General features: G+C 59.1%; 19 protein-coding genes. 13 read left to right on the top strand and 6 right to left on the bottom strand.

From position 1 onward, the window contains the following. Window positions 1-117 precede the first annotated feature (117 nt). On the top strand, window positions 118-1,053 hold the full coding sequence (locus ACR0ID_RS09560; RefSeq protein ID WP_480473765.1) for a LysR family transcriptional regulator: 936 nt from the start codon (window positions 118-120) through the stop codon (window positions 1,051-1,053). Between the two features lie 36 nt (window positions 1,054-1,089). Here ACR0ID_RS09560 and ACR0ID_RS09555 read toward each other — a convergent pair whose 3' ends face one another. The 3 genes from ACR0ID_RS09555 to ACR0ID_RS09545 form a co-directional block, all read right to left on the bottom strand. Beyond that, a complete protein-coding gene (locus ACR0ID_RS09555) occupies window positions 1,090-2,076 on the bottom strand; it encodes a type I glyceraldehyde-3-phosphate dehydrogenase (protein ID WP_480605051.1) in 987 nt (328 codons plus the stop codon). A gap of 53 nt (window positions 2,077-2,129) precedes the next feature. Then, window positions 2,130-2,453 carry a hypothetical protein gene (locus tag ACR0ID_RS09550; RefSeq protein ID WP_480605049.1) on the bottom strand — a complete coding sequence of 108 codons (324 nt, stop codon included), beginning with the start codon at window positions 2,451-2,453 and terminating at the stop codon, window positions 2,130-2,132. A 111-nt stretch (window positions 2,454-2,564) separates the two neighbouring features. Further along, window positions 2,565-3,398, bottom strand: a complete 834-nt coding sequence (locus tag ACR0ID_RS09545) for a bifunctional allantoicase/(S)-ureidoglycine aminohydrolase (RefSeq protein WP_480605047.1) — start codon at window positions 3,396-3,398, stop codon at window positions 2,565-2,567. A gap of 176 nt (window positions 3,399-3,574) precedes the next feature. Here ACR0ID_RS09545 and ACR0ID_RS09540 point away from each other — a divergent pair, with 176 nt between their 5' ends. Beyond that, the gene (locus ACR0ID_RS09540; RefSeq protein WP_480518776.1) at window positions 3,575-3,931 is read left to right on the top strand and encodes a hypothetical protein; all 357 of its coding nucleotides are present in this window, start codon (window positions 3,575-3,577) and stop codon (window positions 3,929-3,931) included. 15 nt (window positions 3,932-3,946) lie between these two features. On the opposite strand, the gene ACR0ID_RS09535 is transcribed toward ACR0ID_RS09540, so the two are convergent. Then, complete coding sequence (locus tag ACR0ID_RS09535) at window positions 3,947-4,882, bottom strand: 2-hydroxyacid dehydrogenase (RefSeq protein WP_480605045.1); 936 nt, start codon at window positions 4,880-4,882, stop codon at window positions 3,947-3,949. A 232-nt stretch (window positions 4,883-5,114) separates the two neighbouring features. Between ACR0ID_RS09535 and ACR0ID_RS09530 the strand changes: the two genes are divergently transcribed. The 3 genes from ACR0ID_RS09530 to ACR0ID_RS09520 are packed head-to-tail and all read left to right on the top strand — an operon-like array spanning window position 5,115 to window position 7,536. Continuing rightward, window positions 5,115-5,918 carry a thioesterase family protein gene (locus ACR0ID_RS09530; protein WP_480605043.1) on the top strand — a complete coding sequence of 268 codons (804 nt, stop codon included), beginning with the start codon at window positions 5,115-5,117 and terminating at the stop codon, window positions 5,916-5,918. 44 nt (window positions 5,919-5,962) lie between these two features. Beyond that, window positions 5,963-6,637, top strand: a complete 675-nt coding sequence (locus ACR0ID_RS09525) for a DUF1007 family protein (protein WP_480605041.1) — start codon at window positions 5,963-5,965, stop codon at window positions 6,635-6,637. Then, entirely contained in the window at window positions 6,622-7,536 is a 915-nt protein-coding gene (locus ACR0ID_RS09520) for a nickel/cobalt transporter (protein ID WP_480605039.1), read from the top strand. The genes ACR0ID_RS09525 and ACR0ID_RS09520 overlap by 16 nt, the downstream gene beginning before the upstream one ends. A gap of 1 nt (window position 7,537) precedes the next feature. Here ACR0ID_RS09520 and truA read toward each other — a convergent pair whose 3' ends face one another. Then, entirely contained in the window at window positions 7,538-8,305 is a 768-nt protein-coding gene (truA, locus tag ACR0ID_RS09515; RefSeq protein ID WP_480518784.1) for a tRNA pseudouridine(38-40) synthase TruA, read from the bottom strand. A 107-nt stretch (window positions 8,306-8,412) separates the two neighbouring features. Here truA and ACR0ID_RS09510 point away from each other — a divergent pair, with 107 nt between their 5' ends. The 8 genes from ACR0ID_RS09510 to ileS all read left to right on the top strand — a co-directional run bounded on the left by ACR0ID_RS09510 (window position 8,413) and on the right by ileS (window position 19,771). Next, on the top strand, window positions 8,413-9,828 hold the full coding sequence (locus ACR0ID_RS09510; protein ID WP_480605037.1) for a YcjX family GTP-binding protein: 1,416 nt from the start codon (window positions 8,413-8,415) through the stop codon (window positions 9,826-9,828). Next, entirely contained in the window at window positions 9,825-10,280 is a 456-nt protein-coding gene (locus tag ACR0ID_RS09505) for a GNAT family N-acetyltransferase (protein ID WP_480605035.1), read from the top strand. Before ACR0ID_RS09510 ends, ACR0ID_RS09505 begins: the two co-directional genes overlap by 4 nt. Further along, window positions 10,273-11,262 (top strand): YcjF family protein, encoded by a 990-nt coding sequence (locus ACR0ID_RS09500; RefSeq protein WP_480605033.1) that lies wholly within the window; start codon window positions 10,273-10,275, stop codon window positions 11,260-11,262. The genes ACR0ID_RS09505 and ACR0ID_RS09500 overlap by 8 nt, the downstream gene beginning before the upstream one ends. A 60-nt stretch (window positions 11,263-11,322) precedes the next feature. Then, the gene (locus ACR0ID_RS09495) at window positions 11,323-12,033 is read left to right on the top strand and encodes a VIT1/CCC1 transporter family protein (protein WP_480494812.1); all 711 of its coding nucleotides are present in this window, start codon (window positions 11,323-11,325) and stop codon (window positions 12,031-12,033) included. Between the two features lie 76 nt (window positions 12,034-12,109). Continuing rightward, window positions 12,110-13,426, top strand: coding sequence for an SDR family oxidoreductase (locus tag ACR0ID_RS09490; protein WP_480605031.1), 1,317 nt, complete (start codon window positions 12,110-12,112; stop codon window positions 13,424-13,426). Then, a complete protein-coding gene (locus ACR0ID_RS09485; protein ID WP_480494907.1) occupies window positions 13,426-13,905 on the top strand; it encodes a DUF2269 family protein in 480 nt (159 codons plus the stop codon). The genes ACR0ID_RS09490 and ACR0ID_RS09485 overlap by 1 nt, the downstream gene beginning before the upstream one ends. Window positions 13,906-13,985: 80 nt before the next feature. After that, on the top strand, window positions 13,986-16,694 hold the full coding sequence (locus ACR0ID_RS09480) for a DUF2339 domain-containing protein (protein WP_480605029.1): 2,709 nt from the start codon (window positions 13,986-13,988) through the stop codon (window positions 16,692-16,694). A 164-nt stretch (window positions 16,695-16,858) separates the two neighbouring features. Next, on the top strand, window positions 16,859-19,771 hold the full coding sequence (gene ileS, locus ACR0ID_RS09475) for an isoleucine--tRNA ligase (protein ID WP_480605027.1): 2,913 nt from the start codon (window positions 16,859-16,861) through the stop codon (window positions 19,769-19,771). Window positions 19,772-19,813: 42 nt separating this feature from the next. On the opposite strand, the gene ACR0ID_RS09470 is transcribed toward ileS, so the two are convergent. After that, on the bottom strand, window positions 19,814-21,784 hold the full coding sequence (locus ACR0ID_RS09470; protein ID WP_480605025.1) for a hypothetical protein: 1,971 nt from the start codon (window positions 21,782-21,784) through the stop codon (window positions 19,814-19,816). Window positions 21,785-21,917 lie beyond the last annotated feature (133 nt).

Here is a 21,917-nt window from a genome sequence, read left to right as displayed (position 1 = left end):
TATACAACCAATGTCCTGGCCGGTCCTTGGCTTCGGCCCTGTGTAATTCACTAGGCAAACGGGCGGTTCTTCGGTATTCCCAATATATTGTCAACTGGTATCAAAAAAACCGAAAAAATGTCCTATCTCGACAACATCCGAACCTTTGTCAGGGTTTACGATCTGGGCAGCATGTCTGCGGCCGGGCGAGATCTGAGGATTTCGCCAGCGGTGACATCGGCGCGAATATCGCAGCTTGAGGACCATCTGGGTGTACGTCTGTTCCAGCGCACCACACGTAACCTGTCCCCGACAGAGCAGGGAAAAGCATTCTACCCCGGTGCGGTGGCGGTTCTGGATGCGGTGGACGAGGCCGAGGCTCAGGTCACGCATCTGACCGAGGCACCGCGCGGGTCGTTGTTCGTGGCGTCTCCACTGGGGGTGGGGCGGCGATTGCTGGCACCGCATGTGCCTGAATTTCTTGCAGAATACCCCGAGATTGATGTCCGCTTGCGCCTGACGGATCGCTCGGTTGACCTGACGACGGAAGGTCTTGATCTGGCGTTTTTCATTGGCCAGCCCGAGGACAGCACGTTGCGTATTCGCAAGATTGCCGACTGCCAGCGTGTATTGTGTACTGCGCCGGATTATGTGGCGCGGCGCGGTATGCCTAAAACCGGAGCTGACCTGATTGCCGACAAGCATGAATGCCTGAATCTGCGCTTTCCGGGTGCGACCGAGTTTCAGTGGATGCTGAAAACGCCCGATGGTCCGAAACGTTTTGCCGTGTCCGGGCGCTTCGAATGTGATGATGGGGATGTTTTGACGGACTGGGCGTTGTCCGGTCAAGGCATTGCAATGAAGCCGGTTTTCGAGGTGGCCGAGCATCTGAAATCCGGTCGCCTCGTACCGGTTGCGACGGAAACTCCGCCTGTTCCAGTTCAGATGGCCTGCCTATACACGCATCGACGCCATCAGGATCCAAAGGCACGCCTGTTCATGGATTTCATGATTGAACGGATCAGTAAGGTAGTCCGCGTTACAGAATACCCTATCGCGGGGCCTAAACCATAGGCACTGACCCGACGCTGTGCACGAAGGTAAGCCCGGTCACGGCGCGGCCATCAGGCGGGCCACGTCCAGCATGCGGGCCGAAAAGCCCCATTCGTTGTCGTACCAGCCGAAAACGCGCACCTGATTTTCACCGACCATGCGGGTTTCGGGCCCGGCGATGACCAGCGATTCCGGGCGCGCCCGCAAATCGGAGGACACCAGCGGCATATCCGTCCAACCCAAAACCGGGGACGCGTCAATGGCCTGACGCAAAGCATGATCGAAATCCTCGGCCCTCATGCCGCGTACCAATGTGACCACGAGGTCGACAGCTGAAACGCTGGCTGTCGGGACGCGAACTGCGGCCCCCGAGATGCGCCCGGCCAGATGTGGAACGACCACGTCGATCAGGTGTGTGGCGCTGGACGTTGTCGGAACCATGGACAACGCACCAGCCCGCGACCGGGCAAGGTCGCCGCGCGGGGCGTCAACCATGGGCTGGCTGTTTGTATAGCAATGGATGGTTGTCATATGGCCTGACAAAACACCACCAATGTGGTCCAGCACTTTGACCAGCGGTGCAAGCCCATTGGTTGTGCAAGAGGCGTTCGATACGATCCGGGCGCTGCCCAACTGATCCTCGTTCGCCCCCAGAACGACGGTTATGTCGGCCGCGGGCGAAGGGCCCGAGATCAGGACCTTGCTAGCGCCCGCAGATAACCCGCGACGCGCCACGTCGGATGTGCGCGCGACCCCGGTACAGTCCAGCATCACGTCTACGCCGGACAGGTCAACGCGTGTCAGATCGACACTGTGGGTCATAGGAACAGAGCGCCCGTCCACGATCAGCGTTTCATCCCCCTGTGACACATCGCCGGGATAAGGGCCGAAGGTGCTGTCGTATTTGAACAGGTAAGCGCAGGTCTCCAGCGGCGCGATGTCATTGATCAACACCAGCTCGATATCCGACCCTTCGGGCAGGGCCAGAACCTGCCGCAGGATCGTGCGGCCAATGCGGCCGAATCCGTTTATCGCGAGTTTCATGCGCAAGCTATGGCAGGGCGTCGGGGCGACCTCAATGCCTGATCAGCAACAGCTTACTTGCAACTGACCTGAGAAAAGAACTGACCCGAGATATTCTGGTACATGCTGTTGAAGATCACCTTGCAGCCCGTCGCTTGTTGAATGGCAGCAATAGCTTGCGTCGTGCGAAGGCGTGGGGGCGGGCCGAACGGGTTCAGGTTGTTGTTGTCGCGTGTGGCGCGATAAATGACCGGTGCGTCAGCGACCTGTGTCACAGCCCAGTTGCGGCTCATGACGAAGACGGATTTGGTCTCTTCCCCCGCAATGGCGGGTGCTGTGTGTAGGATTGCAGAGGTAGAGAGTACGGCAACGGGTATCAGGGCAAGGCGCAGTTTCATGGACAAATCTCCAATGCACTAAACAAGAATTTACCTGGAGTTCAGCAAATTCCGACCCTTGTGTGAAGCCCTGAGATAAAAAATCACTGCGATTTCCAGCCAGACCAGCGTTTAGCGGTGCGACAGGGACAGGGGCATATGCCGGTTGACGTCCTTGTAAAGCAGATACCTGAATCGACCCGGCCCCCCTGCGTAACAGGCTTGCGGGCAAAAGGCGCGCAGCCACATGTAATCTCCGGCCTCAACTTCGACCCAGTCCTGATTGAGGCGATAGACCGCTTTCCCTTCCAGAACATAAAGCCCGTGTTCCATCACATGAGTTTCGGCGAAGGGAATGACCCCGCCCGGTTCGAAATTGACAATGTTCACATGCATGTCATGGCGCAGGTCCTGTGGGTCTGCGAACCGCGTGGTGGACCATCGGCCTTCGGTGCCCGGCATTTCGACTGGCGTCACATCGCGTTCGTTGGTGATGATCGGGTCTGGCGCGGGCAACCCGGGAACAGCCTCATAGGCTTTGCGGACCCAGTGGAACCGCGCTGCCGTCTGGCCAGTGTTCCGCAATGTCCAGTCGCTGCCGACGGGGATGTAGGCATAACCGCCTGTCTCCAACACATGGTTTTCCGAGTTCAGCGTCAAAGTCACTGTCCCTTCGACGACAAAAAGCACCGCCTGAGCTTGCGCGTCTGTCTCTGGCTGATCGCTGCCGCCGCCGGGCTGCACTTCCATGATGTATTGCGAGAACGTTTCGGCAAATCCGCTGAGCGGGCGTGAAAGAACCCACAGGCGTGTTCCTTCCCAGAACGGCAGATAGCTGGTGACGATGTCGCGCATCGTACCTTTGGGAATGACCGCATACGCGTCGGTGAACATGGCGCGGTCGGTCAGCAACTGGTTCTGGCCGGGATGGCCGCCGGTCGGGGCGAAGTAGGTCGGATGGGTCATTTGTGTGCCTCGGGATCGTTTGAATGGCACTATGGGCACAAAGGCGCGGCGCTATTAGGTCCTGACGCGCGATAGGTTTGTTCGGGATATTTTGAAGGTCGGCGCCCCGGGGCTTGGCCCTGCTGAAACAGAGGTATATCCTTGGTCACAAATAATTTCAGTTCTGTGAGGCCCCTATGAAAGCCCAGTTGTTACCCATCATTGCCGCGTGTGGCGCCCTTTTGATGACCGGTTCCGCCGACGCCAAGTCACTCTCCCGAATCATAGCTGAGATGGGGCTGTCCCCGGCAGACTTTGAAGTGGTTAGTGAAACCTCGAATGCGCTTTTGAACAATGGCACGCCCTCTGTAGGGCAGGAACGGTCCTGGCAAAACGACGAGACCGGCTCAAAAGGAACGATCCGGGTGCAAAACGTTCAGGGCAACTGCGTCGGCCTTCAGCATGTCATCCAGCCGGAAGGCAGCGATCAAAGCCGAGAAATCAGAACCCGCCGGTGTAATGACGGTAACGGAAACTGGATCCTGACACCCTGATCTCTGACTTGGCTATCAGTACCCGAGGTCCCGGCTGACTTCGTGCAGCAGGGGATCGCCGGATTTGAGCCTGTGGTAGTTCTCGGCCACATCCGACAGTGCATCGCCCAGATACCAGCCCGAGACGTGCGGTGTGATCGTCACAGCGGGGTGCCGCCACAAGGGGCTGTCCTTCGGCAGCGGTTCCTGTGATGTGACGTCCAACACCGCATGGCCCGGAGAACCGTTATCCAGCGCCGCGATCAGTGCCGCCTCGTCAATCAGGTTTCCGCGTCCGGCGTTCAGCAACTGACTGCCCGGCTTCATCGCGGCCAGCGTCTGTGCGTCAAACAGACCCACGGTTTGCGGCGTCGAAGGCAGGATGGCACAGACGTGATCACATTGCCCCAATAGCCGTGGCAGCGCGTCTTGCCCATGCTGGCAGGTGACACCATCGATGGACTTTGGTGAGCGGCTCCAGCCCATGACCTGAAACCCGACGGCACGTAACATGCGGGCAGTGCGGGCCCCGATATGGCCCAGACCCAGAACGCCCACAACCGTATCAGGTGTGAAAACGGGCGCGCGCGGCAACCACTCGGCGCGCCTCTGGGATGCCTCGTGAAAGACCATGTGGCGCTGAGCGCGCAGAATATAGGCGAGAAACCATTCGGCAATGCCCTGCGCAGGCGCGTCTGGCTTCAATCGCGCCACACGGATATGCGGAGGCAGGTCCGGATGGCCAACTATGGTCTCAACCCCGGCCCCCAGCTTCTGAACCAGTTTCAGGTTGGGCAGCTTCGTCGGGTGATTGCTTTGCATGCTGACTACCGCCAGCATCGTAATGTCGTTGGGGTCGCCCAGCGTTTCGGGTGTGCGGATGTCGGCACCAGGCGCCAGGGCCTGTAAAGTGGCGGCGATTTCCTCATCCCCAATCCAGTCCGACAGCCCGGTTTCAATCAACAACGCCATATGCGAACCCCACTTGGATTTGATGTGGTGACGTCCCGTCACAGCGGTGGACAGGATCAGGTCTGTTAAGCCATCCTCGTGCCTAAAAGTACAGCCCGGTTTCAAAACCCGAAAAGGACAGTTTCGTGAAGATACCACTCACCGCGCACCGGGGAAACCACGTTACATCGCAATCGGTTACCGGTATGAGTGAGCCGAGGCACACAACGCAGCGAATGACCAGAGGGGACTGATGGCAGGGCTCGACTTCACGGATCAGACCTATTTTCATCAGCGCGAGGATGGGGCGTTTGTAGGACATGATCCTGCACGCGGTCCGTGGTCTGCCGATCATTGCCACGCAGGGCCGGTCAGCGGGTTGATAGTGCGGGCAGCGGAAACTGAGGTTGGCCCCGAAAAGATGCTGACCCGCCTGACAGTTGACCTGTTGCGCCCTCTGCCCCTGGCCGGGTTGCGGGTTGCCGCAGAAACCACGCGCCATACCAAGACGCTGGCGACCACACGGGTTACGGTGCATGATCTGGATGACACACTCTGCGCCACGGCCACCACCATGCATCTGGTGCGGCGCGATCTAGGCGTGGTGGCAAACGTCGAAACCAGCGCGCCACAGTTGGAAGACGCGGTAGAAGGTCCTTTTCCAATCGGCGAGATTCGTCATGATTTGAAGGGGTTTGCCCACTACAGTGACATCCTTTATCCCAAAGACGGCAAACAGGGGGCCGGACCCAAAACGGTCTGGATGCGCACCCCAAAGCTGTTGAGCGGCGAAGATCAGTCGCCCATTCAGGCACTGTGCCCGTTGGCGGATTGCGGCAATGGAATCTCGTGGAATGCTCCGACGTCGGAAATGGGGTTCATGAACACCGATCTGACCGTGAATATCCACCGCGAACCGGTGTCAGATTGGCTGGCGTCCCGTTCGGTTTCACATTGGCAACCTACGGGCATCGGCATGTCTCAGTCCGTGCTTTTCGACACGCAGGGTCCTGTAAGAACCGCTCTGCAAACACTTGTGCTGTTCCCGCCAGTCTGAAGGTCGGCCAGTTTCCGCATGTGTGTGTAAAGGCCGTTGTCGCCGTGTCCCTTCAGACCTATATTGCGCATATGCGCTGGCTGTTCACTGTCATGACCTGTTGCCTGCCGATCCCGGCACTATCCCACCCGCATGTCTTTATCGACACCGGGCTGGAATTCATCGTGGATGAGGCCGGTCACCTGACCCATATCCGGGTGACTTGGGCATATGACGAATTCTACTCTCTGCTTGTTCTGGAAGACATGAATTTGGATCAGGATGCTGACGGCATTTTGACGAAAAGCGAAGAAGAACGTCTGAGCGGGTTCGATATGCAATGGGTCGAGGGGTATAACGGCGACTTCGTGCTCACCAAAGACGGAGCGCTGGTTGCACTGTCCGGTCCAATGGAGCCCAGTGCGACAACGGAAGATGGGCGGGTCGTGACCACCCATATGCGCGCGGTCGAAGGCGACGCGATACCTGCCACAGGGCTTTCCGCCAAGGCATTTGATGAGTCCTTCTATACGGCCTACGAGATTACGCGCCCTGTAACCGTGACGGGCCCGGCTTTATGCCGGGTGGATCGTAACGATCCCGACATAGACGGGCAGCTTGCACAGATGCAGGCGTTTCTGTTGACACTGGACGCGGATTACGACCTGGAGGAAAACGATATTCCATTGGTTGGTGAGAACTTTGCGACTGAGATCCTCGTTTCATGTCCCGTTTCCTGATTGTTCCGGTCGCTCTGGCCTTTGGTTTGCTGCTTTGGTTCTGGGGCAGTGGTGGGTTTGACAGCCTGGCAAGTTGGGCAGCCGGAGAGCAGCGGGACTTTCAGAACCAGATCGCGCGGTCCTTGCGTGCCGCGCGTGCGGAACAGCCTCAGGCGGTGGCCACGCTTCTGACCGTCTGTTTCGCCTACGGGTTCTTTCATGCCGTGGGTCCGGGCCACGGGAAGGTTTTGATCGGGGGCTACGGTTTGGGTCGGCGTGTTGCCTTCTGGCGGTTGTCGGCGATTAGCGTATTGTCCAGTTTTGGACAGGCGGTGATGGCGGTTGTGCTGGTCTACGCGGGGGTGCTGGTCTTTCAGATGTCCCGCGAAAGCCTTGTTGGGACGACCGAACAGGTGATGGCTCCGATCAGCTACGGAGCCATTGCGTTGATTGGGCTTTGGTTGGTTGTACGGTCTGTGCGCAATTTCGCACGACAACGAAAAAAGCATGTCCCTAACGATCACACCCATCAGCACCATCATGATGACGGAGACTGCGCGGAGTGCGGTCATCGTCATGGTCCAACCGCGGACGAGGTTGCGAATGTCGGCACATTGCGCGAAGCCCTGATCCTGATCGCAGGCATAGCTGCACGGCCTTGTACCGGTGCCTTGTTTGTACTGATCCTGACGTGGCAAATGGGCATCGCCATGGTGGGGATCGCGGGTGCTTTTGCCATGGCGCTTGGCACGGCGACTGTGACTACGCTGGTCGGGTGGACGTCTTTTGGTCTGCGCGGCGGGCTGCTGGCTTCGGCTTCGGCCACGCGCTTTGCGTCGATTTTGGCACCCAGCATCGAACTGGTGGCAGGACTTACAATTGCGGTGATTGCAGGCGGGTTGCTTCTGCGCGCGGTTTAGATCAGTCGAACACCGGTTCCGGGTATCCGACCCGCGCCAGATAAAGCCCCTGCGGCGGACATACCGGCCCGCAGGCAGCGCGGTCGGTGGCTTCCAAAGCCTCACGCACGTTGTCCGGGGTCCACGCTCCCGCCCCGACACGTTCCAGAGTGCCAACGAAACTGCGCACCTGATTGTGCAGGAACGACCGGGCGCGCACGTGGAAATGAACCTCGGGGCCGGAAAAGCCCTCGACCCGTTCAACGCGCAGTTCATCAAGGGTTTTGACCGGGCTGGCCGCCTGACAGATGGAGGACCGAAAGGTGGTGAAATCATGCCGGCCCAGCAGCATGTTTGCCCCTTCCTGCATGGCGTCAACATCCAACTGGTGGCTAATCTGCCAGACCTGTCCCCGGTCGTGGGTTGCAGGCGCACGGCGCATCAGGATGCGGAACAGATATTGCCGTTCAACCGCTGAAAACCGCGCGTGCCAATCCTCGGCCACTGGGGCGGCCTTAACGATAGCCACTGGAAGAGGCTTGAGATGATAGTTCAGCGCCTCAGACAGGCGAAACGGGTCCCATTCCATTGCCATGTCGCAATGGGCAACCTGCCCCAGAGCGTGAACACCGGCGTCTGTGCGCCCTGCTGCGGCAATTGTGTGGCCGCCCGGCTGAATTCGGGAAAGCGCCTGTTCGATGGCACCTTGCACGGATGGTTGATCCTTTTGCCGCTGCCATCCGGCAAACGGCTCCCCCTGGTATTCAACTTTCAACGCATATCTGGGCATGTGCCGCTGGTACAGCGCAGCGCAGGATCGGGCAAGGGGGCGAAAGCGCTGGTATGTGCCGCGACCGCTACCTATCTTGGGTAAAAGGAAAATTGCGGGGCGGCGGATTGGTCATCTCTTCACTGGCAGACAGTCTTGCGCGTGGCGTCGAAAGTATCGGCGACAGCGTGTCCGAGACATTTTTCGAGCCGGTCATCCGTTTGGGTGTCACCGGGCTGGCACGATCCGGCAAAACAGTATTCATCACTTCGTTGGTTGCCAATCTGTTGGATCGGGGCCGTATGACCGGGCTTGTTGCGCAGCAGGAGGGGCGGATCAATGCCGCCTTTCTGCAACCCCAGCCGGATGACACTGTGCCCCGGTTCGATTATGAATCGCACCTGTCTGCCCTGACGGGACCGACACCGCACTGGCCAGACAGCACGCGTGCGGTGTCTGAATTGCGTTTGTCCTTCAAGGCCCGTCCCGCCGGGCTGCTTGCCGGGTTGCAAGGGCCGCGCACGGTCCATTTGGATATCGTCGATTACCCCGGCGAATGGCTGCTGGATCTGGCCTTGCTGGACAAATCTTACGCAGACTGGTCTCAGGAAACTCTGGCACGGATCGAGACCCGTGCGGAGGCTGCCGCGTATCTGGCGCTGGTCCAAAATACAGACCCGTCGGTAGGGCACGACGAACCTGCCGCACAAGCTCTGGCCGCGTCGTTCACCGCCTATCTCAACGCAGCGCGCGATGCCGGGTTTTACGACTGTACGCCGGGACGTTTCCTTCTGCCGGGCGATCTGGCGGGATCTCCGGTGCTGACCTTTGCACCGCTGGCAATCACTGGCTCGTCGCGGCGCAGGACCCTTCAGCGCGAGATGGAACGGCGGTTTGAAGCTTATAAATCTCAGGTCGTGAAACCGTTTTTTCGGGATCACTTCTCGCGGATTGATCGGCAGGTGGTTCTGGTTGACGCGCTGGGCGCAATTCACAAGGGTCCTCAGGCCGTTGAAGATATGCGCCGCGCGATGGCCGATATCCTGTCGGCTTTTCGTCCGGGCCGGAACGCATGGCTGAGCCAGCTTTTGCTGGGCAAAAAGGTCGAACGCATCCTGTTTGCAGCGACAAAAGCGGACCACCTGCACCACACGCAACATCCCCGCCTGACCGCGATTATCGAGGCTTTGACGCGCGAGGCGCGCGATCGTGCGAATTTCGCCGGGGCCCGGACCGCAGCCCTGTCTCTGGCATCGCTGCGTGCAACGACCGAAGAGATTCGCAGCCACGACGGAACCGATCTGCCATGCGTGCGTGGTACTTTGTTGGACAGCGGCAAACAGGCCGCTTTCTATCCCGGAGACTTGCCCGAGGATCCGGCGCATCTGTTGGGTCCGGCGCGAAATGGAGCGGAGAGCTGGTTGAACGAAGACTATGGGTTCATGGCCTTTGCCCCGGCAAAACTAACCCTGAAACCCGGTGACGGCCCTCCGCATATCCGACTGGATCGTGCGGCGCAGTTTCTGATCGGAGACAGATTGTGATCGCGACACTGCGCCCCGCACGCACCACAGATGCCGGTACAATCGGTACGATCCTGCACGGCTTCGCCTTGGAAAACGACTGGATGCCCAAACTGCACAGCTGTGCTGAAACCATCGCCTTTTGCGGCCGGATGATTGATCAGGATTGGGTCACTGTGGCCGAGGCAGAGACAGGTGTGGTCGGGTTTCTGGCGCTGAATGGTGGTGAAATCCATTCACTTTATCTGGATGCGCAAGCTCGGGGGCAGGGGATTGGTCAGCAATTGCTGGATCACGCGAAAGCAAGCCAGCGGCAGCTGGGCTTGTACGCGTTTCAAGGAAATTCCCGTGCCTGTCGGTTCTATGAGCGAAACGGCTTTGCCGAAGTGGCACGCAGCGATGGGGCGGAAAACGATGAAAACCTGCCGGACATAAGGTTTGTCTGGCACTGCAGGGATACGACAAATGGCTAAAGGTCCGGTTCTGATCGATCTTGACGATGATGAACCCGCTGCTGATGTCGCGCAGGCAATACCGGTGCCGGATATTGTGCCGCCTGAAGGGCAGGCGATGCAAAGCGCGGCCCGGCTGGCGGCCCGCAAACCCTCAGTCCTTGCGCGCTGGTTCTGGGGGCTTGCGCTTTCGGTGGTCGGGGCGGCCATATCGGTGGCTGCCTGGGATTTTGCAACCTCTCTGGTGGAGCGGACGCCCGTATTGGGTTGGATCGTTGCCGGACTGTTGGCTGCATTGGTTCTGGTGGTGGTGATCATCGCGCTGCGCGAGCTCGCGGCTTTGGGGCGGTTGTCCCGTGTTGATGGGATGCGCCGTGCTGCAGATACTGCACTGGCTGATGAAAACCTGGCTCAGGCGCGGGCCGTCACACACCGGATTATCGCATTCTACAAAGGGCGCGAGGATACCCGCTGGGGTCGCGAGCGATTGTCCGAGCGTATGGATGAACAGTTCGATGCCGAGGCGCTTTTAAACCTTGCCGAGGATGAGCTGTTGGCCCAGCTCGACGCCGCCGCCAGCCGTGAGGTTGAGGCCGCAGCACGGCAGGTTGCCACCGTGACCGCTCTGGTCCCTCTGGCACTGGCGGATGTTGTAACGGCACTGGCTGCGTCCCTTCGGATGATCCGTCGCATTGCGGAAATCTACGGGGGGCGGGCTGGCACGTTGGGAAGCTGGCGTCTGACGCGTGCCGTCTTTGTGCATCTGGTCGCAACTGGGGCGGTGGCCGTTGGTGACGATCTGCTGGAACCTGTTCTTGGCGGATCCGTTCTCAGCAAATTGTCCCGACGGTTCGGAGAAGGTCTGGTCAACGGTGCGCTCAGCGCCCGAGTGGGCGTGGCCGCGATGGAAGTCTGCCGCCCGTTACCATTCTCAAAACGCCACAAACCCTCCATGCGGGGCATCATCAAGCGAGCCTTGCAGGGTCTATTCTCCAAGGGTTGATCCAGAGCAAAGCGTCAGAACACTCCCTTCGGCACTCTGCCTGTGAAAAAGGAGCTAGCCATGACGGATCACGGTCACAGTCCGCAGGAAATCGCCGACCGGATCAATGCTCCGCCCGGGCGTGGCGTGTTGCGCGACGTTGTGTATGGCGGCATTGACGGTTCCGTCACTACGTTTGCCATTGTCGCCGGTGTCGCGGGGGCGGGTCTTTCCCCGTTTGTCATCGTGGCGCTTGGTCTGGCAAACGTTCTAGCAGACGGATTTTCCATGGCCGCAGGTAACTATTCGGGCACCAAGGCCGAACTGGACAACATACGGCGCATTCGGGCGATCGAGGAACGCCACATCGCACTCTACCCCGACGGCGAGCGCGAGGAGGTCCGTGAAATTCTGTCACAAAAAGGGTTGTCAGGGGAAATTCTGAACGAAGCCACCGCCGCGATCACGTCGAGCCACGAACATTGGGTCAACCTGATGATCGAGGGTGAATATGGGCTGGGCAGTGTAGACCCGCATCCGATGAAAGCCGCGTTGGCCACGTTTTTCGCGTTCCTTGTGGCCGGGATGATCCCGCTGCTGCCGTTTTTAGCGTCGGTGGAGAACGCTTTTGAGATGTCGATCTGGATGACGTTGGGGGTTTTCTTTGCGATTGGAGCATTCAAAAGCCGGTGGTCGTTGGCGGCTTGGTGGCGATCAGGTATCGAAACGCTGTTGATCGGTGGTTCGGCGGCACTGATCGCGTATCTCGTCGGGTCTCTGTTCCATCCATAAATGTCGCAGCTCGGTAGTCGCGACTGGTCAAAGCTTCCCGGATAGGTAGAGTGGCGCAAAACGGGTGCAAAGGCTAATGGCAGATCACGAGCTTTCTGGAAAGAACGTTTTGGTTCTGGGTGCTTATGGCTTCATCGGCGCCGCCGTCACGCGGGCAGTGTCAGCCGCAGGTGCCACGGTTCAGGGCATGGGGCGCAATCCTGAGCAAGGGGCAAAGGTCCTGCCGGGGGTGTCGCTGAAACAGGGCGATTTGCGAGATCTGTTGCACAAGGAAGACTGGCAGGACCTGCTGGCCAACTTCGATGTCGTGGTGAATTGCGCGGGGGTTTTGCAGGATAACGCGCAGGACAACCTTGAAGCGGTGCACCATTCAGCAATCACAGCCCTTGCAGAGGCCTGCGCTAAAGGTGGCATCAGCGTTGTTCAGATCTCGGCAATCGGGGCAGAGCCGGACGCGAGCACGCATTTCCTGCGCAGCAAGGCGCGCGGAGATGCCGCTTTACGTTCATCGGGCGTAACACTTTGGATCCTGAAGCCGGGGCTAGTTATCGGGCAAACGGATTATGGGGGAACGGCGTTGCTGAGAATGCTGGCTGCCGTGCCTTTTGTTCAACCGCTGGCTTACCCCGATACACCCGTTCAATGCATCGGGATGCCCGACCTGTGTGACGTCGTGATTGCCGCCGTTGCCGGTCGCCTACCGCAGGGTAATTACGATCTGGTCGAGGATATCCCGCATAGTTTGTCGGACGTGGTGCGCTGCACGCGGCAGTGGCTCGGGTTTCCTGCCGCGCGCTTTCATTTGGTCCTGCCGCCTGTCCTGACAAAAGCCGTTGCGTCCATGGCGGACTGTCTGGCCCGGTTGGGTTGGCGGTCTCCGCTGCGCAGCACGGCGATGACGGTCATGGCGGATGGCGTGGTTGGCGACCCCGGCCACTATCGTGCAGCGGCCGGGCGCGGGATTGCCGCCTTGCCTGATGTCTACGCCAAGCTGCCTTGCGCGCGCGAGCATCGGTTGACCGCTCGGATGACGCTGTTGATGCCGCTGATCGTTGCAACACTCAGCCTGTTCTGGTTGCTGTCGGGCCTGTTTGGTTTGGCGGGTTTATCCACGGCTTCTGGCATGCTGGTCGAAGCAGGGTGGTCATCCGCCATGGCGGTGACCAGCGTTGTGTTCTGGTCCCTGATCGACATAGCGCTGGGTCTGGCCATCCTGTGGCGCCGATGGGCGGCGCGGGCCTGCGTGGCGCAGTTAACCGTGTCCGTGTTCTACCTGATCGCCGCTTCGATCACGATGCCGGACTTGTGGTTGGACCCGCTGGGGCCGCTGGTGAAAATCCTGCCCGCGATGATCCTGTCGCTTGTGGCGCTGCCCTTGTTTGAGAGCCGATGATGGACCCTGAACTGATTTTGCGATGGCTGCACGTCATCGGTGCATGTGTGCTGCTGGGAACTGGGGCAGGGATCGCCTTTTTCATGCTGATCGCGCACCGGACAAACGACCCGCGCGTCATCGCCCATACGGCGGGTACGGTGGTTCTGGGTGACCTTCTGTTCACCACGACCGCTGTCATCCTGCAACCGGTGACCGGAGCGCTGCTTGCCTGGCAGATCGGGTGGTCTTTGGGTGAAGGATGGATTGTGTTGTCTCTGGTACTTTATGTTTTGACGGGCCTGTTCTGGTTGCCGGTGGTTTGGGTCCAAATCCGGTTGCGGGACCACGCGCGAACGGCGGCAGAGCAGGGAACGCAACTGCCACCGGAGTATTACCGCTTGTTTCGGTTCTGGTTCGCCTGCGGGGTTCCGGCGTTTCTGGCGGTTTTGACCATCCTTTGGCTGATGATCGCCCGCCCGGCGATTTCTGTGCTTTAGACTTTCTCACGGCTTTCCTGACTGTTGCTGACCGACAGCACAAGATAGCTTGGCCGAAATTACGGATCGGAGCGACTCGGTTGGAAACGCTGCTTGTTCTTATTGGCCTGGTTGTTCTGGCCATCCCGGTGACATTGATTGCCCTTCTGGTCGGGCATTCCCGATTGCGTCGCCGGGTCGAACAACTGGATGCGCAGATCAATGCGTTGGTGTCGCGTGATGCACCGGCATCGCTGCAACCGGAACAAGATGCACCTTCACCGCAACCTGTGGCAGAGGAACAGGTTCAAAGCCCAGGGCCGTGGGCCGCGCCAAAGCGACAGGAAGACGAAAGCGCCGAAGATGTAGACACCGACGCCGCTACGCCTGCAATTGTATTTCGCCATGACCGGTTTGCCGCGCTGGGCGCGTGGCTGCGTGAGAACTGGTTTTACGCTGTCTCGGCCCTGTCGCTGGCATTGGCCGGTATTTTCCTCGTGCAATATGGCGTTGAGAACGGATTGTTACCTCCGGTGGCCCGCGTTTTCGCCGCGCTTGGTTTTGGTTCGGCTTTGATTGTCGGGGGCGAGGTTCTGCGCCGCAGGTTCGGGGATGACGAAGCGGTGGCCACTGCCTACTTGCCATCGGTCTTTTCCGGGGCCGGTCTTGTCACCTTGTTCGGGGCCATCTTGTCTGCGCGGCAGCTCTATGGCCTGATCGGGGCCGAGACAGCTTTGGCAGGTATGGTTGTCATCGCGCTTGTTGGTCTTGTTCTGGGGTGGTTCCACGGCCCGCTGCTGGCTGCGGTTGGACTGATCGGAGCTTTTGCCGCACCCTTTTTGGTTGGGGGCGCATCTGACGATCCTTCGTGGCTCTATGCCTATTTTCTTTTGGTTGCCGTTTTGGGGCTGGGTATCGACACGGTGCGGCGCTGGGCATGGATTTCTGTTCTGACGTTGGTCGGCGTTTATGCGGCAAACCTGCTTTTGATAAGTGGCGCACCGAATACGGTACCGGGGTATCTGGTTGCGACAACAGTGCTGGCGCTTCTGGCAACAGCCATTCCGGTGCGGCGCGTTTGGCCGAATCATGCAGGGCGTATGATGTCTCAGGTAATCCGCACCCCCGGAACCCGCCCGTGGCCCGAGTTTCCAACTCGGCTCGCCGCCGGAGCGATTGCGGCCAGTGCCGCGATCCTGTCCTGGCATTGGGCAGACTCAGCAGCTGAATTCTGGCTGGGTGTCTGCCTGCTGTCCGCCCTGCTTCTGGCGCTGCTTTTGTGGGCCAAGGATGCGCCAGCCCTTCAGGATCTGACCGTGCTACCTGCGACGGGCCTTGTGTTTTTTGTGGCGGCTCACGGGCTGGAATACGGCGCGGTTCAGCGCAGTTTCGCCGACACCTATGCCGAGACGCCCGAGGCCGACTTTCCGATGGTGGCCACCGTGCTGGTTGCTTTGGGCGCGCTCATGTCGATTTTGATGGCATGGCGGTCATTCAGGGTAAACCAGTATCGTGCAATCTGGGCCGGGTGGGCTGTCATTTTTGCACCAGCGCTGGCCATCGCTTTGGAATTGGGCTGGCATCCCGCCACGGTTATCGGTGCGTACGCCTGGGCCCTACACGCGATTGTCCTGGCAGTTCTGATGGTGTTTCTGGCCGGGCGTTTTGGTCGCGCCGACGGCGATGACCGGATGCGGGCTGCTCTGGCCACGTTGTCGGCGCTGTCCTGTCTGGTCTTTGCCTGCGTCATCGTGCTCAGCTCGGCCGCGCTGACGATTGCGCTGGTGGCCAGCGTCGTCGCAGCAGCAGCGTTGGATCGCAGATTCACCTTGCCGCAGATGAGTTGGTTTATCTGGGCCGGTGTCTTCGCCGTCACCGTGCGCTTGGTGCTTGACCCGGGTCTGGACTGGGCCAATGCGGCCCCGGTGTCCGAAATGGCGATGGTTTATGGCGCGGCCACATTGGGTTTTGTGGCTGGCTGGTGGCTGTTGCGTCCCTTGCAGCGGCCGGTTGCAGCACTGCTGCTGGAAAGCGCGGCATGGGCGACGGGCGGCATTCTGCTGTCCCTGTTGCTACTGCGGTGGCTTGAAGGTTTCGGTGAAGGCGGGGCCGACAACAGCCATTGGGGTCTGGGCCTGCTGGCGGTCATCTGGCTGCTGCTGGCCTTTGCTCAGGTTCAGAGGTTTGGGCTGGGCGGCAAGCTGAATTATGCCCGGTACGCGTTGGCGGCGTTCTTTGCCGGTCATGGCTTGTTCCGTCTGACCTTGGCGTTGACCGAACAAAACCCGTTGTTGAACCCCAACGCCGACCCGGTGCTTGGCCCACCGATTCTGAACACCCTTGTCCTTGCTTATCTGGTGCCTGCACTGACCATTGGATTCTCGGCCTGGCGGATCAGGGACATGCCAAAGCAGATCAGGCTGGCAAGCTACGCCATTGCGGGCGCGTTGATTGCCGTGTGGTTTGGGTTGACCATCCGCCATGTCTGGCAGGGAGCAGCAGGCATGTTTGAAGGCAACGGCGTCACGCAGCCCGAGCTTTATACATATACCCTTGTTCTGCTGCTGGTCGGGGCGGTGCTGTTCTACCAATCTCTGGCACGTGGTTCGGATGCGATGCGCAAGGCGGGGCTGGTGGTGATCGGGCTGGCGGTGGCCAAGGTCTTCCTGATCGATATTGCCGGTCTGGGTGGGTTGATCCGGGTGTTCTCACTGCTGGCGCTGGGGCTTGGGCTCGCTGGTCTGGCATGGCTGAATCGCTGGGCCAAGCTGCGCCATTCGCCGCATGGGCCGGAACCTCTGGACCATTGAAGGCAGGCGTCTTATAAGCGCGGCCATGTATGACCGGACGGCCATCATTATTCGAATTATATCCCCGGCGCTCTGACCCTCTGAGACGCCGGGCAAAGGTGTTTGAGAACTCGCACCGACCGCTTCGATCCAAGTACGACCAGATCATCCAAAGGACGCTCAAAATGTGCGCCGACACGATTCAAACGCCTGACTATAAAGACACGCTGAACCTGCCAAAAACCGATTTTCCCATGCGTGCGGGCCTGCCCGCACGCGAACCCGCATGGTTGGAGCGGTGGGAGACCATCGGTGTCTATGACCGCTTGCGCGAGAAAACGGGCCGCAAACCCTTTACTCTGCACGACGGCCCCCCCTATGCGAACGGCCACCTGCATATCGGCCACGCACTGAACAAGACGATCAAGGACATGATCGTGCGCTCCCATCAGATGATGGGCTTCGACGCGCGTTACGTGCCCGGTTGGGACTGCCACGGCCTGCCGATCGAATGGAAGATCGAAGAACAGTACCGCAAGAAGGGCAAGAACAAGGACGAGGTGAACATCATCGACTTCCGTCAGGAATGCCGCAACTTCGCCGAAGGCTGGATCGACATCCAGCGGGAAGAGTTCAAACGTCTGGGCGTCACCGGCAACTGGCCTGATCCCTACATCACCATGGACTTCCATGCCGAGGCCGTGATTGCTGACGAATTCATGAAATTCCTGATGAACGGCACGCTGTATCAGGGCTCGAAACCCGTGATGTGGTCGCCCATCGAGAAGACAGCGCTGGCCGAAGCCGAGGTCGAGTATCATGACAAGGAAAGCTTTACCATCTGGGTGAAGTTCAAGGTCGTGAACGCGGGTAATCTGGATGATGCATTCGTCGTGATCTGGACGACGACACCTTGGACCATGCCGTCGAACAAGGCAGTCGTGTATGGCAAAGACATCTCTTACGGTCTGTACGAAGTCACCGGCGCGCCTGAGGAATGCTGGGCTAATGTGGGTGACAGGTTCCTGCTGGCTGACAATCTGGCCGCAGATGTGTTGGGTCGTGCCCGTTTGAACGACGATCAGTGGACCCGCGTACGTGATGTCGCCACTGACGAGCTTGAAGGTCTGCAACTGACCCACCCGCTGGCCGGTGCCGAAGGTGGCAATGGCGAATGGGACGATATCCGCGACTTCCGCGCTGCCGACTTTGTAACCGACACCGAAGGAACAGGCTTCGTTCACTGCGCGCCCTCGCACGGGATGGAGGAATTCGAACTCTATCGCGATCTGGGCATGTTGGAGCAGGTCATCACCTACAATGTGATGGATGATGGTTCGTTCCGTGCCGATCTGCCGTACTTTGGTGGCAAGTTCATCCTGTCGCGCAAGGGCGGTGAGGGTGACGCGAACAAAGCCGTCATCGACAAGCTGGCCGAGGTCGGCGGGTTGCTGGCGCGTGGCAAGATCAAGCACAGCTATCCGCATTCGTGGCGCTCGAAAGCGCCGATCATCTATCGCAACACGCCGCAGTGGTTTGCATCCGTTGACCGCAAGCTGGATGACGGCATGGGTGAGATGGGGGACACCATCCGCGAACGTGCGCTTCGCTCGATCGACGAACTGGTCAAGTGGACGCCGCAGACCGGCCGTAACCGCCTCTATTCGATGATCGAAGCGCGCCCGGACTGGGTTCTGTCCCGCCAGCGTGCCTGGGGCGTGCCGCTGACCTGTTTCACCAAGAAAGGTGCCTTGCCCACCGATGCGGATTACCTGCTGCGCAACGCAGACCTCAACGCGCGTATCAAGGCGGCGTTCGAGAAAGACGGCGCGGATATCTGGTACACCCACGGGTTCAAGGAGAAAATCCTTGACGGCATCGCCAACCCCGATGACTACGATCAGGTGTTTGACGTGCTGGATGTGTGGTTCGACTCGGGCTCGACCCACGCCTTTGTTCTGCGCGACCGCGAAGATGGGACCGAGGACGGTATCGCCGACGTCTACATGGAAGGCACCGACCAGCACCGTGGTTGGTTCCATTCATCCATGTTGCAGGCCTGCGGCACCAAAGGCCGCGCGCCTTATCGCAACGTCGTGACCCATGGTTTCACGCTGGATGCCAAGGGCAACAAGATGTCCAAGTCGCTGGGAAACACCATCGTACCGGAAGAGGTCGTCAAGCAGTACGGCGCCGATATCCTGCGCCTTTGGGTGGCACAGACCGACTACACGGCCGACCAGCGGATCGGGCCGGAGATCCTGAAAGGCACCGCCGACAGCTATCGCCGTTTGCGCAACACTATGCGGTTTATGCTGGGCTCGCTGGCGGATTTCACCGAGGCCGACCGCGTTGCGCCCGAAGACATGCCGCGTCTGGAACGCTGGGTGCTCAGCCGGCTGGCCGATCTGGATGAGCAGGTTCGCAAGGGCTATGCGTCTTTCGATTTCCAGGGCGTATTCAGCGCGGTCTTTACCTTTGCCACGGTTGATCTGTCGTCCTTCTACTTCGACGTTCGCAAGGATGCACTTTATTGTGACGGCGACACGCCGCGCCGTCGTGCCGCGCGGACGGTCTTGGATATCCTGTTCCATCGCCTGACCACGTGGCTTGCACCGGTTCTGGTTTTCACCATGGAAGAGGTCTGGTTGGAGCGCTTTCCGGGCGAAGATAGTTCGGTCCATTTGGTCGACTTCCCGGAAACGCCTGCGGATTGGCGTTTTGCCGAACTGGAAGAGGCTGTTGCCAAAGTGCGCCGTGTACGCCGTGCAGTGACGGCCGCGCTTGAGATCCAGCGTCAGGACAAGGTGATCGGCTCCAGCCTCGAAGCAGCTCCGATTGTGCATGTTGAGGACAGTGAAACCCTTGATCTGCTGGTGACCTTTGACGTGGACGATCTGTGCATCACGTCAGGCCTGACTGTGACCGGCGACCCGGCCCCGGCCGAAGCGTTCCGCGTACCCGAAATCGAAGGCGTTGCCGTCGTGTTCGAGAAGGCCGAAGGCGAGAAGTGTCAGCGCTGTTGGAAAATCCTTCCTGACGTGGGCCGCCACGCCCACGCCGGAGTTTGCCGACGCTGCGATGAAGCGCTAAGCTGATGGAAACCGCCCTCTCGATCTTCCGAGGGGGCGTTTTTCGTTTCACGTCTGCGCGGACTGCGGTGTCGGATTAAACAGGTCAAAGCCAATGGCTGGTTCCTTCAGGGCCTTCCAGACCTGATAATCCGTGAAATATCCAGTGTGCCCACCAGGATCGACCGGGATGTTGCGATTTACGGATATCAGCCCGCCTTCAATCTCGGTCCCTACAAAGTCATCCTGCCGGAAGATGTTGAACCATGCGGCGTTCAGGTTTCTGGGAACGACCGTGAACATTTCCGGAAAATAGCGCTGATAAATATGGGTCACAGGACAGCCCATCGTGATCAGCGTCAGGGTGCGCCCGTCAATCAGCTTTTGCACGCGTGGATCAGCCAGCATTTGTGTGGCAATCACGGTGCCTTGTGAATGTGAGATCACCGTGATGTGGTCCGCGGCAAAGATATCCACCACGTAATGCAGCGCACGGTAAAACCGTTCATCAATCGCCTTGCGATCCGGATAATTGCGCAACCTGGTTTTAAGGTCCGCTTTCAGAAAGCACTTGTCGCGAATGGCATAGGTGACGATGTCTCTTGCCACGCCCAGCCCTGCCGCGACAAAATCGGAAAAGCGGTACATCAATGCTGTTGCACCCAGGACGATCAGGCCAATCTCGCCCTGTTTGCTTGCCAGCTTGTTCAAAACCCGGCCAATCACGTTGCAATTGTCCGTTCCGATCTGGCACAGGGGATCGACGTGCTGGCTCATCGCGATCTCTCGGATTGCGACAAGGGCCAGCGTGATTGCACCGAACAAAAAGACCCATTGTGCAAAACGATTGAGGATGGCGCGGCTGATCAGCCCGTCACGGATATGCAGGTTTGCTTTCAACCTTCTGCGACCGGCAAACAGGCCAACGCCGACAAACACAAGAAGCACAATTGCCGCAAAGGCAACGCTGAGCGTTTCGATGGAATCGCTGAGAAAATTGTCAAACAGACCGGTCAGTTTTCCATCCGAAAGCCCCGGAATCGTGTTGAGCATTTCCCGCAGCATAAGCCACAACCCGGATATAAAGAACATCCAGAACACCAACATCCCGGCACATATGCTGGGATACAGCCGTCTGTGTTCTTTCAGATTGTCTGCCTGAACCTTTTCATCAAGCCTGGTCGCAGAAAGCACGTACAAAATGATTGTCATGAAGATCAGTGAAGCCCAGAAAAACGCCAGAAGGTAGACCTGAAAAGCCACAAACTGCTCCAGCGCCGAAGGGCAGGCTGGGCTGCCCGGCAAGGGTGTGCAGGCCCGGATTTCCAGACCAAGCGGACCTATGATCAGGCAGATCAGCAGCAAGAACCCCATCCCGAAAATGCCGCGCCAGAATACGCGTCTTAGATAAGTCGGGGCTTTAAAGCTGCGCCTTAGTCCGTATGCGGCCCCTCCGGCGTAAAGCGTGAACAAGAGCCAGAACAGCAGGATCGTGCTTTGAAAGAAGATCCCGGGAACGCGATCGACCATCACGGCGAGCGCTCCGATCAGAAGATAGGCATTCAGGGTCGCGACTGCACCGAAGAAAACCCAGGTAAAAAGGTGAACCAGCCGCGCGGCCAAAGTGTTCCTGCCGTTGGCTTGGTCCGAGGCCACATCCGCGCGGCTATGCGTTTGTTCGGCATTGTCCATCGCCAGATAACCCAGTGCGAGAACAACCCAGATCAGGTCCAACGCTGTCTTAATGACACCTTTCGGGGCGGGTGAGCGATCTGCCCAGAAAACCTCGGCAAACATAGCCGCATCCTGCGGAGCAGACGGTTTTGTCACCTTGCGCAGGTTGACCGGGAACAATGTCGCGCTTCGGGGGGTGCCGTCGAAGGTTGTCTCGGCCAGCTCGATCATCCCGCGCTGAACCTCAATCGGCGGTTCGGGATTGCCATCCAGCCAGGTTGTCGCGGCCCCGACAACCTGATCGACGGTCTCACCGGGTATTTGTTCGCCAATTCCATGAACCGTCAGGATCAAATGACGACCCATCTCATGCTCCAAAACTCTTTTTGACAATGCAAGTAGGCTAACATGATTGCCGAAATTCACAAAATCCGCGCGTCGCGCAGCCCCCATGGCTTCCCCACTTGAACTTGGAGGATTGATCTGAAACCGTCATCCC

The sequence above is a fragment of the Ruegeria sp. AL2 genome (genome assembly GCF_056540845.1).
This window is presented reverse-complemented; position numbering and strand designations above follow the sequence as displayed.

What these genes read in the sequence shown, in the direction of transcription:
- ACR0ID_RS09560 (WP_480473765.1), top strand. Translation starts at nt 118, where the DNA reads ATGTCCTATCTCGACAACATCCGAACCTTTGTCAGGGTTTACGATCTG.
- ACR0ID_RS09555 (WP_480605051.1), bottom strand. Translation starts at nt 2,076, where the DNA reads ATGAAACTCGCGATAAACGGATTCGGCCGCATTGGCCGCACGATCCTG.
- ACR0ID_RS09550 (WP_480605049.1), bottom strand. Translation starts at nt 2,453, where the DNA reads ATGAAACTGCGCCTTGCCCTGATACCCGTTGCCGTACTCTCTACCTCT.
- ACR0ID_RS09545 (WP_480605047.1), bottom strand. Translation starts at nt 3,398, where the DNA reads ATGACCCATCCGACCTACTTCGCCCCGACCGGCGGCCATCCCGGCCAG.
- ACR0ID_RS09540 (WP_480518776.1), top strand. Translation starts at nt 3,575, where the DNA reads ATGAAAGCCCAGTTGTTACCCATCATTGCCGCGTGTGGCGCCCTTTTG.
- ACR0ID_RS09535 (WP_480605045.1), bottom strand. Translation starts at nt 4,882, where the DNA reads ATGGCGTTGTTGATTGAAACCGGGCTGTCGGACTGGATTGGGGATGAG.
- ACR0ID_RS09530 (WP_480605043.1), top strand. Translation starts at nt 5,115, where the DNA reads ATGGCAGGGCTCGACTTCACGGATCAGACCTATTTTCATCAGCGCGAG.
- ACR0ID_RS09520 (WP_480605039.1), top strand. Translation starts at nt 6,622, where the DNA reads ATGTCCCGTTTCCTGATTGTTCCGGTCGCTCTGGCCTTTGGTTTGCTG.
- truA (WP_480518784.1), bottom strand. Translation starts at nt 8,305, where the DNA reads ATGCCCAGATATGCGTTGAAAGTTGAATACCAGGGGGAGCCGTTTGCC.
- ACR0ID_RS09500 (WP_480605033.1), top strand. Translation starts at nt 10,273, where the DNA reads ATGGCTAAAGGTCCGGTTCTGATCGATCTTGACGATGATGAACCCGCT.
- ACR0ID_RS09495 (WP_480494812.1), top strand. Translation starts at nt 11,323, where the DNA reads ATGACGGATCACGGTCACAGTCCGCAGGAAATCGCCGACCGGATCAAT.
- ACR0ID_RS09490 (WP_480605031.1), top strand. Translation starts at nt 12,110, where the DNA reads ATGGCAGATCACGAGCTTTCTGGAAAGAACGTTTTGGTTCTGGGTGCT.
- ACR0ID_RS09485 (WP_480494907.1), top strand. Translation starts at nt 13,426, where the DNA reads ATGGACCCTGAACTGATTTTGCGATGGCTGCACGTCATCGGTGCATGT.
- ileS (WP_480605027.1), top strand. Translation starts at nt 16,859, where the DNA reads ATGTGCGCCGACACGATTCAAACGCCTGACTATAAAGACACGCTGAAC.
- ACR0ID_RS09470 (WP_480605025.1), bottom strand. Translation starts at nt 21,784, where the DNA reads ATGGGTCGTCATTTGATCCTGACGGTTCATGGAATTGGCGAACAAATA.